A 17,133-nucleotide genomic window follows, 5' to 3' on the forward strand; every position below is an offset into this window, starting at 1 on the left:
GCTTACCTCGTGCTTATGGATGCAGCTGAAAATGAACAGGGCGGCCGCTCTGAAGACGGGAAATACGGAAGGAGCTCATCCGCCAATTGTTTGATGGTCGATTCCGTACCTGCCCGGTTGAAACGCAGGTTGAGTGCCACATGATTGACGCCAATGTTTTCCAGTGACTGCAGGTATTTCTTCAGGGCGTTAATGCCAGACCGGAAACCCAAATGAATGGGTACCGGCCCAACATTAGGGTCATCTTCAAGATCAACATACAGAGATTGCATGACCGGCCTGGAGAGTGTCTCCTCAGAAGCAATCGATGCACGCCACTGTGTTACGGCTGTCTGTTGTGCATCAACGTCCCGGGGGTAGGTGATCCAGCCATCGCCATTATTGGCCGCCCACTGGGGATGCTGCTGGCTGCTGCCGGTAATTAACAGGGGAATCTTCCCAGACAGCGGTTTTGGCAACAGGTCCATATCACCATTGGTGTGCCCGAAAGTGCTGTTAGTAAAGGGCGATGATTCCGCCATACTGCGAATGTAATCGACACTTTCGCGAAACCGCTGACCGCGGTTGGCATGATTCTGTCTGAACGCAGGATACTCATCCGGACGATCACCAGAAGCGATACCAAGAATCAGTCTTCCATTAGACAAATGATCAACACTGGCCGCCGCCTTGGCAACATGGGCGGGATGTCGCAGTGGCAAAACCAGGCTGGCCACACCAAGAGCAATGCTGTTGGTGTGCGCCGCAAGGAAACCAAGATAAACAAAGGGATCGTACACCTGTCCGGCATCACCAAAGGACGGCACGTTGAACGGCACATCCCTTAACCACAATGCCGAGAAGCCCGCCCGCTCGGCTAACTGCGCTCTTTCCAGATGGCGCTCCATCGAGGGGACAGGTCCAGAAGGGTAATTCTCCAAAGGCGCAACCAGCCCAATACTCAAGCGACCAGGCTGGAAAACGCGGTTATAACCGCGGTTAATTGATGGAAACGTCATCTCCTGGAACATGAGGTTGCTCCTTTATTATCTGTGGCGGGGCCGAGCCCGCCTAAATAATGGTGAACTGACAGAGCGGTGGCTCAGCGCTCCACCACCACCTTTCCGGTGGCTTGGCCACTGGTGAGGCGTTCGTAGGCAAGTCCCACCTCGTCGAAGCTGAATCGTTGCTCATCAAGAAGAGGAGAGAGCGCACCTTCGTCAACGATTGTCGCCAGATTAGCCAGAATCCGGCCATGGTCCTCACGTTGATGGTTGTGCAGCATCGGGATAAGCATGAACACCACATGAATCGAGAGGCCCTTGAAATGGGCCGGATTCAGATCCAGCTCCAGCATGGCAACGGTGGTGACAACCTGACCATTCAATGCGGCCGCTTCAAAACTGTTCGTCATATTGGCGCCACCCACGGAATCGAAAACCACATCAAAACCGGCTCCGTCGGTGTGTGCGGTGACATAGTCAGCCACGCTGCCTTTCTTGTAATCAATAGGGGTCGCGCCGTAGCCACGGACAATCTCAAATGGCTGGTCGCCGGATACCGTTGTGAACACCCTGGCACCCAGATGCCCGGCCAGTTGCACGGCCACATGCCCGACACCGCCGGTGCCACCGTGAACAAGGACATTCTGCCCGACACCGGCGCCTGCACGTTGCAGACCTTCGTAGGCAGTAATGCCTACAAGGGGGAGGGCGGCGGCTTCACGCATGGACAGGCTTTTGGGCTTGTGAGCAATCAAGCGGGCATCAGCCGGTATGTATTCGGCCAAGGCACCCTGCAAATCTGCCAGACCACCGGCACAACCGTAGACATCATCACCCGGGGAAAAATTGGTTACGCCATCTCCCACCGACTCAATAGTCCCGGCAAAGTCCATGCCCAGAACAGCAGGTAGCTCAGGGGAAAGGGGGAGGAGATCCGCGCCCATCTGTCGAATCATTGTATCCACGGTATTAACGCTGATTGCTGCCACACGGACAATCACCTGTCCCGCTTGCGCGTGCGGGGTGTTGATTTCTGCCTGCTCAAACTTGGCATCGGGACCATATTGATTGAGAACCATCGCTTTCATGACTTGCTCCAGCTGTGTGGGACGGAAATTATTTCGTTGGAGCAACCATATTGCTTCGCTTTGCACGAATAAATGGGCAGTATTGGGTTTCAGTATTCGCATTTCGGATATAAAGATGGACACAGAAGGGATAAAGCTGTTTGTCCTTGCCGCTGAGAAGCTCAATATCAGTGCTGCAGGCCGCGAGCTGGGCATGCCACCGGCGGTCGCCAGTGCGAAGCTGGCTAAGCTCGAAAAGGGCGTTGGCGCAGACTTGTTGAAGCGGACCACGCGCAAGGTGGCGCTGTCTGTGGAAGGTGCAGAGTTCCTGCCTTATGCCCGCGAAATCCTGGCACAGGAAAACGCCGCACTGGCGGCACTGGGCTACGGCAATGAAACGGTTTCCGGCAACCTGCGATTCACCGCATCCAGCACCTTCGCACAGCAATTCATTGTTTCGTTAATTCCCGAATTTCTGGCATTACACCCGGGAATTAGCCTGGATTTGCGGTTGTCTGACATGGAGCTGGACCTGATACAGGGGAGCTTTGACCTGGCATTACGCAATGCCGTTTTGCCAGAAAGCAATCTCCATGCGCGCAAGCTTGCAGAAGATAAACGGATACTTTGCGCTTCACCGGATTATCTCGCCACCCACGGCACCCCCGAAAGCCCTGATGGCCTGCTGAATCACCAACTGATCGCGTTCAAAACTGCATCCAGCATCAAGCTGACTGACCCCGACGGAGAGAGTGGCGAGTTTAATACTCGCGTGGCTGGACACCGGCTCACCATTGACGACGGCCTAAGCTATAAGATTGCCACACGCTGCGGTGCCGGCATTGCCATTCATTCACTGTGGAGCGTTCATAAGGAGCTGGCCGAAGGTAGCCTGGTTCAGGTGCTGCCAGAATATCGAATGGATGCAGAACCTGCGTTATGGCTGGTCTATCCCAAATCCAACGTGCTGACGGCCAAGGTCAGGGTGTTTATCGATTTCCTGATTGAGCGTATTGGCAATCATCCGCCGTGGCTGGATTAGAATGACCCATAGATAACTACGCATAATGTATATTATGTTAAATTGAATGCTTGGCGTAATTCCCGCACCTCCAAGCAACCTCTTCTCTGCCAAGCACCACAAGCACTAACTCTGCCCACACCTCGTGACGCAAATGAGGTTTGTGGCATGGCCGATATCTTAATTTCGCTTAGGAGATTGACCATTATATTTCCGTGCTCCCCCTAAGGCGTTGTTTTCTATAACGCTGCGATACGGCATCCCAAGTCTCTCTATTCGGCTGGCTATTCGTCGATTTTACAACCTCGTAAGCTGATTCAACCGACATGATGTCAGGGAGGAAACGACGATGAAGGAACATCAAGGACTAAAAAAAGCCGTTCTCGGGGCAACGTTCTGTGGTGTGGCGCTTCTATGGACCGGGTGTCGTCCCACGTTCGATGAGCCTGTGCGCGACACGACAGGTGAAGGCGGAGAACCTGGTGCCGGCTATACCGTACAGTGCTCGGGCTGGTTCCCGGACTGGATAGCGAGAAGCGCTCCACCGGAAGGAGAGCAATCTTTTCAGCTGGCACAGGGCTATCCGCTGGGCATTCCTGTTGCTGAAGGAGGAGAAATTACCGGTTGGGAGCCGTTTGAGGCTACAACCTCAGCGTCTTGGCTAAACCATGATTTCAGGCAGGAAGCGCAGCGATTGGATTATCTGGAGGCCCTGAAGCAATACGTGCTCGAGGACCTCGCGCCTTATGACTTTGTTCCACAGAATGAGGCGCTATCAGGTAAAACGCACTGGTATCACGTTCCAATGATGACGTCGGGTTTCTTCCCAAGAGAACCAAGACATGGACTGACCGAAGAGCGCGGCTTAAGGGCCAGCGAACAAAGCTGGCTGTCTGCTGATGCCGGGGCATACGGAATCGGCCTATACAACAAGCTTGGAGGGTACACCGTTGGGCAGGTGTTTCGTCACCCTGACCCTATGCAGGCAGAACCGGGTAAAGGCCAATTCATTGATGGCACCGTCGTTGTGAAGGTCCTTTTTGCTGAGTATGACCCGAGCTCAATCGTTGGCCCGGACCCATTGTTGCACTCCCCTGCCTGGCAGATTCAGGCACCCGATGATTCATCGGGAGACACCTTTGAGGTGCGCCTACTGCAGATGGATGTGGCGGTTAAAGATCCCCGGTCTGCGGAAACCGGCTGGGTGTTTGCGACTTATGTTTATGACGAATCCCTCCCGGCTGCCAGTCCTGGAGACCGATGGTATAACCTAACGCCCATAGGGCTTGCCTGGGGCAATGACCCGGATGTAACCAGCAATGGTGATCCTGATCTTGATGAAAACTGGATCAACCCATCCGTGCCCTCACCCTTTGCCGGCATGACGGGCAAGCATGGGCGCTTGAATGGCCCCGTCGACAATCCGGAATCTTCCTGCATCAGTTGCCATTCAACAGCCCAAGTGAACGAGGAGCTTGCGGGTACGGGAGTATTCATGCCTTACAAAGGCGCCGGGTTTATTCCAGGCAGTTCATGCTCAGAGCAAGAAAAAATGAACTGGTTCAGGAATATTCAAGGTAGCGAACCCTTTGGTATTACTACTCAAAACACGGGTTTCTGTGGGCTAACGAATCCACCGCGGCCGACGCCTCCTGTGTATCCTCTGGACTACTCGCTTCAGCTCCAGCTTGCCCTTGCACTTAGCAAAGGGCTGGGTCACCCCAATCCCTGCCTGGGTACGATTCCGTCGGAACATCTGCCGGAAAATAATCGTTTGCTGATACAGCGCCAAGTCACGCTGGGTGCAATGCCTGCCAATCAATTAGAAAAACGTAGCACGAGAGGAAAGGGTTCTTCTGTTCGACGGCTAGAGTCCGGTTTGCCAAGCTGGGAGCAGCTGGGCATGTATGCGGAACTCAAAAAAGGCGACAAGGAAGAAGGCCGCTAAAACCAGGGCCAGGCCCTCATCCCATATGCCACGTCTCACCTTTCTTGTTGTTTCTGTATTGGGTAAATCCGGTACGATCGACGATGGAGAATAACCCCCCCCCTTTTCAACGCGCGTATGCTTGGAGATCTCGTGGCTCAAGACACCCCCAACCTAATCCAGGGCTCCATTACCCGCGCATTGCTGACCCTGGCGATTCCGATTGTCTTCGCCAATCTTTTGCAGACGGCCTACCAGCTTACCGACACTTTCTGGGTCGGCCGACTGGGGGCGGATGCCGTTGCTGCGGTGTCGCTCAGCTTCCCCGTTTTGTTTTTCCTTATCTCGTTGGGCATTGGCCTTGCTGTTGCCGGAACAATTCTGGTTGCCCAGAACAAGGGCCGCGGTGATCTGGATGCGGTCAATCATGTGGCCGCCCAGGCGTTGATGGGCGTTATCGCCCTCTCCTTGCTGCTCGCTGCCATCGGCTATTTTATTGCGGCACCGCTGGTGGCATTTCTCGGTGCATCGGCATCCGTGCAGCCCCACGCCACGTCTTATCTACAGGTGTCCTTTCTCGGGCTGCCGTTCATGTTTGCCTATGTAATTTTTCAGTCGCTGATGCGTGGTGTCGGTGATGTAAAGACACCTCTGCTGATCGTTGCGGGGACGGTGCTGCTGAATTTCGGGCTCGACCCGTTGCTGATTCTTGGTTATGGCCCGGTGCCCGCTTTAGGGGTCAGCGGCGCCGCTGCTGCCACATTGGCGACCCAGGGGCTGGCCGCAGTGATCGGTTTGTTTATGCTGTTCTCGGGGCGCTACGGCATTCAGCTTGCCCGTCTGCACATGCGCCCGGATTTGCCCATGTTGTGGCAGTTATTTCGACTGGGCCTGCCCGCCGCCGTTGAGCAAGCAACTCGGGCACTGGGCCTGATGCTGATGACCATTTTGGTGGCCGGATTCGGTACCGTTGCGCTGGCGGCGTACGGTATTGGATCCCGGATGCTGAGTTTTGTGATTATTCCGGCGCTCGGCCTGTCTCAGGCGACCTCTACCGTTGTCGGTCAAAACGTGGGCGCCGGGCAGCTGGAGCGCGCGGAACACACCACTTACCTCAGTGGTGCCCTGGCGCTGGTGAGTTTGACGCTGGTCGGGGTGGTCAGTTTCTTCCTTGCCGCGCCGCTGGTTGAGCTTTTCGTGCCCGGCGAGACGGCGGTTATCGAAGAAGGCGCCCGTTTTGTTCGCATCACCGCCCTCTCCTACGGCCTGCTCGGCGCCCAGATTGTGGTCACCGGGGCCTTTCGCGGCTCGGGCAACACGCTCGCCGCCATGGCCATCGCCTTGATTTCCCTTTGGGTGCTGCAGTTCCCGATTGCCTGGTTACTCACAGAGCGCACGCAACTGGGCGTGGCCGGAGTATGGATTTCCTATCCGGTTCAAGCCTTTCTGTCGGCGCTGGTTGCCTGGTTATGGTTTAAACGCGGGACCTGGAAGCAGAAGAATCTGGTGGGAAGAACCCCTGCAGAAACCCGGGTGGCTCAGTACCCCACCGACACAGTAATGGATACCAATGGGGGCTGAGCCAGTCTTGGGTTCTCTGCTGCATCTTATTGAACCGGACGGCTGGTGTGCGCAAACCGGTACGTCATGTTGAACTGCACCCGTGGTGCTTCACTGCGGTCGCCACCCTGGTTGTCACGCAGGCCGTATGACAGCTCCGCACCATAGCTCAAGGCTGGCGTGTATTGATGTACCGCCGTCAGTGTCCCGTAGCGGGTGCGCCGCAGCGCTTCGGCCGGCAAGGCGGTGTCGGACTCGATAGTGACTTCCCCGGCGACCATGGCCAGGGTCCATGCGGGGTTGAGTTGCCACTGAGAGCCCAGATAACCGCCTTGCGCCAGCAGGGGTTGCAGGTCGCGCCCGGCGTAGACATAGCCGTCCATGCCACTGTCGCCAAAGCCGGACAGGTCATTGTAGTAATGCGCCATGCCCTGACCGTAACTGCCATTGGCAAGCAGTTTCACGCTGTCGGTGACGTTTATGGCCGCACTGGCCACACCGCCCGTTGCGTTGGCAAATTGCTGGTCGCCATCCGCGAATTCCACACCGATTTCACGGTTCACCACACCCAGCTTGATGTGCCCGGCGGGTAAACCCTGTTTCCAGGTAGCGATGGCATCGGGTCTGCGACCCGCAGCGCTGGTCGCGTTGGTGGGATCGTAGACTTCACTGTTCGGATCTTCCAGGGCCAGGGTGAGGTGCTCTCCCTGCCAGCGCACACCGGTTTGCCGCGCAAAGATGGCACTGTTGGGGCCCTGAGCATCCAGCGTCAGCGGCCAGGCCGCGCCATCCAGCAAGGCGGTGAAGCCGTAACCTGCACGCAGCGGCCCGTTTTCAAAATAGAAATCGCGTATACGCAGCTCATACCGGTCCAGGCTGCCGAACAGGTCCATGGCAAACACCATGTGTGGGCCACTGCCCTCGCCCACCTGAAACCCAAAGCGGCTGTTCTTGGCACTCATGACGAAATTCTGCTGATCCGTGTCGCCACCGGGAATAGTACTGGGGATCAGTAGTTCGTCGAAGCCGGCATCCTTGTCATCATAGATGGCATCGACGCTGACGCTGCCGAATACTTTCAAGCTGGGCCAGTTCAGCGCGGGATCAGTCGGCTCATCGCCGAGACGGGATTTGAGCTGATCTAACTCGGATTGCAGACGACGAATTTCAGCCTGGGTGCTATCCCCATGGGTGGCGCTGGTCAGTGCGGCAAGGCTGAAAGCAGTCATCCAGACGGTGGTTTTCACCCTGGACATGAAGATCTCCTGAAGGTCCACCGGATCACGGTGGGCGCTCAATGTGGCAGCACCTTTCCCGCTGCCCTGCCTTGTGGGCGGGGTAAATCGGTATGGCGATGCGTGGAAGGCGCGCAGGATACGGAACTGTCAGGGCGGCAGCCACTAAACGTGCTGTTTATTGGTGCATAAAAAGTAAAAAATTGACCGGCGGAATGAAACTAACTGCATTGGATGTCGCCAAGGGCGGCAACAAGCTGGCAGGAGAATTGGAGGGGAGGCCCCGGGGTGGCCTTTCGCCACCCGGGGGCATCATTAAGTCTTTATTTGCTCAGTTGCCGCATGGCTTTCTCAAGCCCTTCGATGGTCAGCGGGAACATATGGTGTTCGCAGAGCTGTTTGATCCATTGTGTAGAGGTGGTCATCTGCCAGGCGCGTTCTGGCTCCGGGTTTAGCCACACCACTTTCTCGTAGGTATCGGTGACTCGCTGAAACCAGACAGCGCCGGCTTCTTCGTTCCAGTGTTCCACACTGCCGCCTACCGAGTTGACCTCATAGGGGCTCATGGCGGCATCGCCCACGAAAATCACCTTGTAGTCACTGCCATACTTGTGCAACACGTCCCAGGTGGAGATTTTCTCATCCCAGCGACGGCGATTATCTTTCCAGACGTACTCATAGATGAAGTTGTGGAAGTAGAAATACTCCATGTGCTTGAACTCTGCCCGGGCAGCGGAGAATAGCTCTTCGCACAGCTTCACATAGGGGTCCATGGAGCCACCGATATCAAAGAAGATAAGTACTTTGACGCGGTTTTCCTTTTCCGGGCGCATCTTGATATCGAGCAGCCCCGCATTGCGGGCAGTGGACGAAATGGTGTCGTCCATGTCCAGCTCTTCATCGCGGCCGGTGCGGGCAAACTTTCGCAGCCGGCGCATGGCCAGCTTGATGTTGCGGGTGCCCAGTTCCACTGAATCATCCAGATTGCGGAATTCCCGTTTCTCCCAGACTTTCACGGCTTTCTTGTTCCGTGAAGGCCCGGTCATACGCACCCCTTCGGGGTTTTCGCCGTAACCACCGAACGGGCTGGTACCACCGGTGCCAACCCACTTGTTGCCGCCCTGGTGACGCTTTTCCTGCTCTTCGAGCCGCTTGCGCAACTCGTCCATGATTTTTTCCAGGCTGCCGAGCCCCTTGAGTTTCTCGAACTCCTCCGGGCTCAGGTTCTTTTCCAGCTCTTTGCGCAACCACTCGTCCGGGATTACCTTGCTGAGCCAGTCCGGCTCCAGGTTTTCCAGGCCCTCAAAGTAGTTGGCAAACGCCTGATCAAAGCGGTCGTAGTATTTTTCGTCTTTCACCATGACCGCCCGGCTCAGGAGGTAGAAATCCTCAATGGAGCCAAACGCCACATGCGCATGCAGTGCATCGAATAAATCCAGCAGTTCGCGAAGGGTGACAGGCACCCGATAGCGACGCAGATTTTCGAAAAAACCAATAAGCATAGTTTGCCCGTGGACCGGTTAGCTTTCGCGGCGATTCATGAACGCCAGACGCTCGAGAAGCTGCACATCTGATTCGTTCTTGAGCAGCGCGCCGTACAGGGGAGGTACTGCACTTTTGGTGTCGCGGCTACGCAGGATGTCTTCCGGGATATCGTCCGCCATCAACAGCTTGAGCCAATCGATCAGCTCACTGGTGGAAGGCTTCTTCTTCAGGCCCGGCACCTTGCGCAAGTCAAAGAAGATTTCCAGCGCTTCACTCACCAGGTTCTTTTTGATCTCGGGGAAATGCACATCCACGATGGCCTGCATGGTCGTCGCATCGGGGAAGTTGATGTAATGGAAGAAGCAGCGGCGCAGGAAGGCGTCCGGCAGCTCTTTCTCATTGTTGGACGTAATGATCACGATCGGGCGCTGTTCCGCCTTGATCAATTCGCCGGTTTCATAAACGAAGAATTCCATCCGATCCAGCTCCTGGAGCAGGTCGTTGGGGAATTCGATGTCGGCCTTGTCGACTTCGTCGATCAGCAGCACTACCTGACCTTCATGGGTAAAGGCTTCCCAGAGCTTGCCCTTCTTCAGGTAGTTGGCCACATCTTCGACCCCTTCGGCGCCGAGCTGGGAATCACGCAGGCGGGATACCGCATCGTATTCATACAGGCCCTGCTGTGCCTTGGTGGTGGATTTCACGTTCCACGACAGCAGTGGCAGACCCAGGGATTCAGCGACCTGTTCGGCCAGCAGCGTTTTGCCGGTACCGGGCTCGCCCTTGATAAGCAGCGGGCGCTTGAGGGCAATGGCTGCGTTCACGGCCATTTTCAGGTCATCTGTGGCCACATATTGGTCAGTACCCTGAAACTGCATGAAATTCTCCAAACTGAACAGTTAATCGAACGGGTGATCAGGCGGCACACTCTAGCAATCCAGTGGCGCCGGGCAAAGGGCTATAATAGCCAAGAAAACAGTGATTTGCGTCAACAGATCGCCGGCAGTCCCTTGAACGGCGCAGCGCACTGCCGCCATCGACCCGTGTTCTGGTGCGCCACGTGGTGTGCCATAATCCGCGCCATGAATCTGCTGCTGCTGCATCCCGACCAACACCTGCACGACGCTCTCTGGCGCCTGAATACCCGCCAGTGTGTCCACGTGCGCACCGTGCTTAACCTGGCCGAAGAGCAACAGTGCCGGGCCGGGCTGTTAGGCGGAAGCACAGGAATGGCCACAGTAAAATCTATAGAAAACAATGAGGTAACGGTTGAATTTAAACCTTTGTCTCACCCGGAAGCCGCCTTGCCGCTTTCCCTGCTGATGGCGCTGCCTCGCCCCAAAATGCTCAAGCGCATCCTGATCGACGCCACCAGCCTGGGCATCAAACGCATTGTGCTGATCAACAGCTGGAAGGTGGACAAGAGCTACTGGCAAACCCCCAACCTGAAAGCCGACCTGCTTCGCGAGAAGATGATTCTGGGGCTGGAACAGGCACGAGACACCTGCCTGCCAGAATTGATTCTTGCCCCGCGCTTCAAGCCTTTTGTGGAAGACTCACTGGATGAATGGGCCGGTAGCGGGCAGCGCATCCTGGCTCACCCGGGCGATTACCCCACCCTGCCCTGTAACCTGACCGAGCCAGTCACTCTGGCAGTGGGTCCTGAAGGGGGATGGACACCGTACGAAGTGGATATGCTGCAACGACAGGGCTTTGCCTGTCACAGCTTTGGGGCGAGAATTCTAAGGGTGGAAACCGCATTGCCGGCACTGGTCGGGCGCATAATGCGACTGCCGTAGAAGTAGCACTTGAGCTGCAAAGCCGCCGGCAACCGGTTGCGTGACATGAGTATCGAGTTACGAAAAGCGAAAGCAGAGCGCAGGTCTCTGGTTTTCGAAACGCGTTTCTCGCAACTCGATACTCTTCCAGTTCGGCGTCAGCCTAGCGGCGGTAAGGCCCGCGGCGGGCCTTACGCGGTGGCTTGCTGCCACTGCGTTGGTGGCGCAAGCGCGCGCGGCCATAGAGGCCGGTGTATTTCTTGCCCTTGAGCTCCACCTTGTCGATCAGCGCCTTCATCTGTTCCGGCTCCAGTTCCATCCAGCGGCCCTGACGCAATTGCGGGGGCAGATTCAGGTCCCCAAAGCGGATCCGCATCAGACGCGCCACTTCCAGATCCTGTGACTGAAACAGGCGACGCACTTCCCGGTACTTGCCGCCGGTCAGCGTTACCTTGTACCAGTGATTGGCGCCTTCTTCGGCGCCACCGGCATCTTCGATGCTGTCGAACTTGGAAACGCCGTCTTCCAGCAGGACACCATCCAGCATGGCCTGGCGCTTTTCCTGGGTCATGCCGCCACGCACGCGCACGGCATATTCACGGACAAAACCGTTGGAGGGGTGCATCAACCGGTGGGCCAGCTCACCATCGGTGGTGAACAGCATCATGCCGGTGGTGTTGATATCCAGCCGGCCGACCTGGACCCAGCGCATCCCCTGCAGGCGCGGCAGGTTATCGAACACCGTCGGGCGCCCTTCCGGGTCGTTGCGCGAGCACACTTCTCCCGGAGGCTTGTGGTACATAATGACCCGCTGAACGGTATCTTCTTCGGCCTTCACTTTAATCATCCTGCCATCTACACGTAGGGTATCTTCACTGCCAACCCGGTCACCCAGGGTCGCTACAGTCCCATTGACCGAGACGCGACCGTCGCTGATCCAGGTTTCAAGCTCCCGGCGGGAGCCCAGCCCGGCACGGGCCAGGACTTTCTGTAATTTCTCACTCATGGGGCGTTCGGCTTTCCTCTGCGCTGTCGTTCGGTTCCTGCTCCTGATCAGAAGCCTCTTCTACCGCGACATCATCACTATCGTTTGCAGCGCCGTCCGGTTCTGTGGAGGCATCGTCCGCCGCCGCGTCATTACGGCTCGGGGCGGGCTCTGCGTCATTGTTTTCGCCGGGCTTGCGACGAAATTCCTGTTCAAAACTGGCAAGCACGGAGTCAACCTTGTCCATGCTCATCTGCGTGGAATCGTCGATCTCGGGTTCTGGCTCAAAGCCTGGAATGCTGCCCTGATCCCCCGGCAAGCGTACTTCGTGCTCACCCAGGCCATCATCGTCAATGTCACCTTCCGAGGCTTCGTCAGCATCGCCCTCGCCTGCCTTGCTGGGCGGCACATCGGTCAGGGCCAGCTCTTCATTGAGCTTGTCCAGGTCGCGTATCTCTGCCAGCGACGGCAAGTCTTCCAGGCTCTTGAGATCAAAGTAGTCCAGAAACTGCTTGGTGGTCGCGAACATGGCCGGGCGGCCCGGTACATCGCGATGCCCGACAACACGCACCCAGTTTCGCTCCAGCAAGCTCTTAACGATATGTGAGCTTACCGAAACGCCACGAATTTCTTCGATTTCGCCACGAGTAATCGGCTGGCGATAGGCGATCAGGGCCAGGGTCTCCAGGATGGCACGGCTATAGCGCGGCGGCTTTTCCTGCCATAAGCGGCTGACCCAGGAGCCCAGCTCCGAGCGCGCCTGAAAGCGAAAGCCGGATGCCACTTCCTTGAGAAAAATGCCGCGGCCTTCGTATTCGTCAGCCAGCTGTTCAAGGTATTTGGACAAGTCCTGCTTGCTGGGCCGATCTTCTTCATCGAACAAGGCCAGCATGCCGTCACGGTCCAGCGGCCCTTCGGCTACAAGAATGGCGGCTTCAACAATTCTTTTTATTTGCTCAGCGTCCACGCTTACCCCTTGGTTCCATCGTGTGCGTCGTCATCCGCGGCATCAACAGCGCCGGCATCACTTTCATAGGCATCCGGAGCCGCATCAGGCTCATCGTCGAGCTCGAGGCCGGCAAGCAGGTCAGACTCTTCCAGCACCAGGGTTTTGGCCTTCACATGAATCGGTGCAAACGATTCAGTCTGAACCAGCTCGATCAGCGACCCTTTCACCAGTTCCAGCGTGGCGAGAAAGGTCACTACCACACCAAGCTTGCCTTCTTCCGGGTTGAACAGCTCGATAAAAGGCACAAAGTCGCGACCTTTCAGCTTGTCCAGCACGCTGGCCATGCGCTCACGGGTAGACAGCTTTTCCCGGGAGATCTGATGGCTTTCGAACATGTCAGCCCGGTGCATGACTTCTTTGAGCGCCAGCAGCAACTCGCGCATATCCACATCCGGCTGCGCTTTCTCACGGGTGAATTCCGGGCGTTTGGCTTCGGCGGGGAACACGTCGCGCTCCAGGCGCGGCAGCTCATCAATATCTTCCGCCGCTTTCTTGAAGCGTTCGTATTCCTGCAAGCGACGAATCAGCTCGGCACGGGGGTCCTCCCCTTCCTCTTCTTCATCGTCCTTGGGGCGCGGCAGCAGCATGCGTGACTTGATCTCACTGAGCATGGCCGCCATGACCAGATATTCTGCCGCCAACTCGAAGTTCATGGCCTTCATCAACTCCACGTACTCCATGTACTGGACGGTGATGGTGGCCACCGGAATATCGAGGATGTCGAGATTCTGGCGTTTGATCAGGTAGAGCAGTAAATCCAGCGGGCCCTCAAAGGCCTCCAGAAAAACTTCCAGCGCATCCGGCGGAATGTAGAGGTCATCAGGCAGCTTGGTGATTGCCTTGCCATACACCAGGCCAAACGGCATTTCTGACTGGCTCGGATGCAAGGGCCCCAGCATGGCCGCGGGTGGCTCGGGTGCCGGAGTCTCTTCTGCCGTGTGCTCTACCGTTTCCGTCATGCTCTGCTCCGCCTAGCGGTAATTCAGGCCCATGGCTGCGCGCACTTCTTCCAGTGTGGCGCGGGCGGCTTCGCGTGCTTCCTCGCACCCTTCAGCCACAATGGTGCGCACCAGGTCCGGGTTGCGCAGGTGCTCTTCCGCACGCTTGCGGATGGGCTCCAGCTCTTCCTGAACCGCTTCGATGATTGGCTTCTTGCAATCCAGACAGCCGATCCCGGCACTGGTGCAGCCTTCACGCACCCACTGCCGGGTAGTGTCGTCAGAATACACCATGTGAAACTGCCATACCGGGCAGTTATCCGGGTTGCCCGCGTCGGTGCGGCGTACCCGTGCCGGGTCTGTTGGCATGCGGCGAATCTTGTTGTCCACATCTGCAGGCTCTTCACGCATGCTGATGAAGTTGCCGTAAGACTTGGACATTTTTTGACCGTCCAGCCCCGGCATCTTGGAGGCCTGGGTAAGCAATGACTGGGGCTCGGCGAGGATCACCTTGCCGCCGCCTTCCAGATCGCCCAGCAGGCGTTCCTTGTCACCCAGGGTGATGTTCTGTTGCCCATCCACCAGCGCGCGTGCCGTTTCCAGGGCCGCTTCGTCGCCCTTTTCCTGGTACTGGCGACGGTGGTTCAGGTAAATCTTGGATTGTTTCTTGCCCATCTTCTTGATGGCGGCATCCACGGCTTCTTCAAAGCCCGGTTCACGGCCATAGAGGTGGTTGAAGCGACGCGCGACTTCCCGGGTCAGCTCCACATGGGCTACCTGATCCGCCCCCACCGGCACCTGGCCGGCCCGGTAGGCGAGAATGTCAGCAGACTGAAGCAGCGGATAACCGAGAAAACCATAGGTGCTCAGGTCTTTCTCGCGCAGCTTTTCCTGCTGATCCTTGTAGGTCGGCACCCGCTCCAGCCAGGACAGAGGCGTCATCATCGATAGCAGCAGATGTAGCTCCGCGTGCTCCGGCACCTGGCTTTGGATAAACAGCGTGGCAGACCCCGGGTTCACACCGGCGGCCAGCCAGTCGATCACCAGATCCCAGACGTGCTGTTCGATCTTGTGTGGGTTTTCGTATTCGGTGGTGAGTCCGTGCCAGTCTGCGACAAAGAAGAAACACTCAAACTCATGCTGCAGACGCGCCCAGTTTTTCAGCACGCCATGGTAGTGCCCCAGATGCAGGCGGCCAGTGGCGCGCATGCCGGAAACAACTCGCTGGGAGGGAACCACGGAACTCAAAGCCAACTCCTTATACCCTATAAGTGGCATTCCACGGGGAATGCTGCGGGGAAAGCCCGCGATTATACGGTGAACCGCGCCGTGAGGGACAGCGACTTGTCAGTGTCTGATCAAACCCTGAGCAAATCCCTGCAATTTGGCTAATAGATGGCGTCGATTGGGCCCGCCCCTTCGCGCACCACCACCGGCCCCTCACCTTCAGACAAGGAGATTACGGTGGTTTCGGTGGTGCCGCAAAAGCCCCCATCAATGACCAGATCCACGTGATTTTCCAGAAAATCACGTACGTCCTGGGGATCGGTGAGCGGAAACTCGTCGTTAGGCAGGTGGCAAGTCGACGTCATTATTGGCTCGCCGTGCTCGGCCAGCAGCGCCTGACAGATGGCATGGTCAGGAACGCGAATACCGATGGTGCGCTTTTTGGGGTGCATCAATCGGCGTGGCACTTCGGTGGTGCCCTGCAGAATGAAGGTATAGGCCCCCGGGGTGTGGGCCTTGAGCAAGCGATAATCCGGGTTGTCTACCTTGGCGTAGATCGCCAGCGCAGAGAGGTCGTGGCAGAGCAACGTAAACTCGTGCTTCTTGTCCAGTTGGCGCAGGCGAATAAGACGATCCAGAGCCGCCTTTTCACCAATGCCGCATCCCAGGGCGTAGGTGGTATCCGTGGGGTAAGCAATCAACCCGCCACTACGGATGACATCCACGGCCTGTCGAATTAGCCGCGGCTGAGGGGTTTCCGGATGTATGTATAGCGTTTCAGTCATAATCAGGCAGCGAGCAATTAAAGTGGATAAACGACATTAGAAAAATCATGCAGTGCTTTGTTTTTAAAGCGATTACGCATTCACTGTCAACTGTTCAATGATGCGTATCGGCCTTCCCATACCGGGGTCGCCCCGGCCGGTACCGGTGGCAGCCGGCCCAGTGCCAGCCACCGCTGTTCCGGAGAATGAAAATCAGAGCCCGCAGACACCTGCAGATCGAAATGCTGCCAACATTCATCCAGTAATGCCTGCTGATGGGGTGTCAGCCCGGGCATGGCCACTTCCAGGCCATCGCCGCCAGCCGCTTTAAATTGCCCGAGAAAGTGCCGCAAGCGCTTGCGGGTCATGTTATAGGCATGGGGGTGGGCCAGAACAGCGGTGCCGCCGGCCGCGTGGATCGCCGCAATGCCTTCTTCAAGGGAGCACCAGGGGGTGGCCACAAATGCCGACTGGCCCTGTTTCAGAAAACGGTTGAACGCGTGGCGATGATTGCGGACTCGCCCAGCCTGCTCCAGCAGCTTTGCAAACCAGGGGCGACCCGGTGCGTCGTTGTCGGCCAACTCACAGGCTCGCTCGTAACTGTTTGCCAGTCCGGCGGCCCGATCCAGGCGCCGGCCGATTTCCCGGGCGCGGTTGATACGGGCTTCATTTTGGGCGCTGACCCGGGCCTGCAGGGTCGGGTCATCCACATCGACCCACAGCCCCAGCACATGGAATTCACGGTTATCGTGGCGAACCGACAACTCAATCCCGTTGATCAGGGTCATTCCGCGCGCTTGCGCGGCCTGGCGGGCTTCATCCAGTCCGCGCAGGGTGTCGTGGTCGGTCAAGGCCAGATGGGTGACGCCATAATCCGCCGCCCGCGCCACCAAATCAGTGGGCGACAACGCGCCATCGGAGGCGAGGCTGTGGCTATGCAAGTCAAAACACGCAGTCATAAGGGGTGGCTATCGGGTTATTTCGCAGACGGCAGCGCCATTGCAGGAACCGTCTCGATGAAAACGGGTCGATTACGCTACCACAATGAAGCAAAAAATAATGCAGGGCGGCAGGGTGAATTGCCCGCCTGATGCCGTTACCATCGTTGCCCTGCGGATGGTCGGCCGTGCGGCCGTCGCTCCCCTTTCAGGCTA

Annotated in this window: 15 protein-coding genes; 4 read left to right on the forward strand and 11 right to left on the reverse strand. The window is 57.2% G+C overall.

Features of this window, described 5'->3' with window-relative positions:
• Positions 1–2: 2 nt before the first annotated feature.
• Together ADG881_RS01890 and ADG881_RS01895 are read right to left on the reverse strand one after the other, a co-directional pair.
• Positions 3–1,010 carry an LLM class oxidoreductase gene (locus tag ADG881_RS01890; protein ID WP_083787444.1) on the reverse strand — a complete coding sequence of 336 codons (1,008 nt, stop codon included), beginning with the start codon at positions 1,008–1,010 and terminating at the stop codon, positions 3–5.
• Positions 1,011–1,081: 71 nt separating this feature from the next.
• Positions 1,082–2,071, reverse strand: a complete 990-nt coding sequence (locus ADG881_RS01895) for a zinc-dependent alcohol dehydrogenase family protein (protein WP_007150696.1) — start codon at positions 2,069–2,071, stop codon at positions 1,082–1,084.
• 115 nt (positions 2,072–2,186) lie between these two features.
• On the opposite strand from ADG881_RS01895, the gene ADG881_RS01900 reads away from it, so the two are divergent.
• The 3 genes from ADG881_RS01900 (at position 2,187) to ADG881_RS01910 (ending at position 6,579) form a co-directional block, all read left to right on the forward strand.
• Positions 2,187–3,092: a LysR family transcriptional regulator gene (locus tag ADG881_RS01900; RefSeq protein ID WP_007149268.1), complete on the forward strand. Its 906-nt coding sequence runs from the start codon at positions 2,187–2,189 to the stop codon at positions 3,090–3,092.
• A 328-nt stretch (positions 3,093–3,420) separates the two neighbouring features.
• Positions 3,421–5,019 carry a hypothetical protein gene (locus ADG881_RS01905; protein ID WP_007150914.1) on the forward strand — a complete coding sequence of 533 codons (1,599 nt, stop codon included), beginning with the start codon at positions 3,421–3,423 and terminating at the stop codon, positions 5,017–5,019.
• Between the two features lie 132 nt (positions 5,020–5,151).
• Positions 5,152–6,579 carry an MATE family efflux transporter gene (locus tag ADG881_RS01910; RefSeq protein ID WP_007149278.1) on the forward strand — a complete coding sequence of 476 codons (1,428 nt, stop codon included), beginning with the start codon at positions 5,152–5,154 and terminating at the stop codon, positions 6,577–6,579.
• 26 nt (positions 6,580–6,605) lie between these two features.
• Here ADG881_RS01910 and ADG881_RS01915 read toward each other — a convergent pair whose 3' ends face one another.
• The 3 genes from ADG881_RS01915 to ADG881_RS01925 all read right to left on the reverse strand — a co-directional run bounded on the left by ADG881_RS01915 (position 6,606) and on the right by ADG881_RS01925 (position 10,156).
• Entirely contained in the window at positions 6,606–7,814 is a 1,209-nt protein-coding gene (locus ADG881_RS01915; RefSeq protein ID WP_039925952.1) for a hypothetical protein, read from the reverse strand.
• Between the two features lie 302 nt (positions 7,815–8,116).
• Positions 8,117–9,295 carry a VWA domain-containing protein gene (locus tag ADG881_RS01920; RefSeq protein ID WP_007149038.1) on the reverse strand — a complete coding sequence of 393 codons (1,179 nt, stop codon included), beginning with the start codon at positions 9,293–9,295 and terminating at the stop codon, positions 8,117–8,119.
• 18 nt (positions 9,296–9,313) lie between these two features.
• Entirely contained in the window at positions 9,314–10,156 is an 843-nt protein-coding gene (locus ADG881_RS01925) for a MoxR family ATPase (protein ID WP_007150072.1), read from the reverse strand.
• A 204-nt stretch (positions 10,157–10,360) separates the two neighbouring features.
• Here ADG881_RS01925 and ADG881_RS01930 point away from each other — a divergent pair, with 204 nt between their 5' ends.
• A complete protein-coding gene (locus ADG881_RS01930; protein ID WP_007151318.1) occupies positions 10,361–11,077 on the forward strand; it encodes a 16S rRNA (uracil(1498)-N(3))-methyltransferase in 717 nt (238 codons plus the stop codon).
• A 142-nt stretch (positions 11,078–11,219) separates the two neighbouring features.
• Here the strand turns inward: ADG881_RS01930 and rluB are convergent, their stop codons facing one another.
• The 6 genes from rluB to ADG881_RS01960 all read right to left on the reverse strand — a co-directional run bounded on the left by rluB (position 11,220) and on the right by ADG881_RS01960 (position 16,938).
• Positions 11,220–12,062: a 23S rRNA pseudouridine(2605) synthase RluB gene (gene rluB / locus ADG881_RS01935; protein ID WP_007149176.1), complete on the reverse strand. Its 843-nt coding sequence runs from the start codon at positions 12,060–12,062 to the stop codon at positions 11,220–11,222.
• Positions 12,055–13,008 (reverse strand): SMC-Scp complex subunit ScpB, encoded by a 954-nt coding sequence (scpB, locus tag ADG881_RS01940; protein WP_007148469.1) that lies wholly within the window; start codon positions 13,006–13,008, stop codon positions 12,055–12,057. The genes rluB and scpB overlap by 8 nt, the downstream gene beginning before the upstream one ends.
• 2 nt (positions 13,009–13,010) lie before the next feature.
• Complete coding sequence (locus tag ADG881_RS01945; protein WP_007151140.1) at positions 13,011–14,009, reverse strand: ScpA family protein; 999 nt, start codon at positions 14,007–14,009, stop codon at positions 13,011–13,013.
• 12 nt (positions 14,010–14,021) lie between these two features.
• Positions 14,022–15,236, reverse strand: coding sequence for a tryptophan--tRNA ligase (locus ADG881_RS01950; RefSeq protein WP_198004983.1), 1,215 nt, complete (start codon positions 15,234–15,236; stop codon positions 14,022–14,024).
• 140 nt (positions 15,237–15,376) lie between these two features.
• Positions 15,377–16,000 carry an L-threonylcarbamoyladenylate synthase gene (locus ADG881_RS01955; RefSeq protein WP_007149963.1) on the reverse strand — a complete coding sequence of 208 codons (624 nt, stop codon included), beginning with the start codon at positions 15,998–16,000 and terminating at the stop codon, positions 15,377–15,379.
• 86 nt (positions 16,001–16,086) lie between these two features.
• Positions 16,087–16,938, reverse strand: coding sequence for a PHP domain-containing protein (locus ADG881_RS01960; protein ID WP_007148711.1), 852 nt, complete (start codon positions 16,936–16,938; stop codon positions 16,087–16,089).
• Positions 16,939–17,133 lie beyond the last annotated feature (195 nt).

The organism is Alcanivorax sp. DG881 (assembly GCF_000155615.1).
Taxonomy (GTDB): Bacteria; Pseudomonadota; Gammaproteobacteria; order Pseudomonadales; family Alcanivoracaceae; genus Alcanivorax.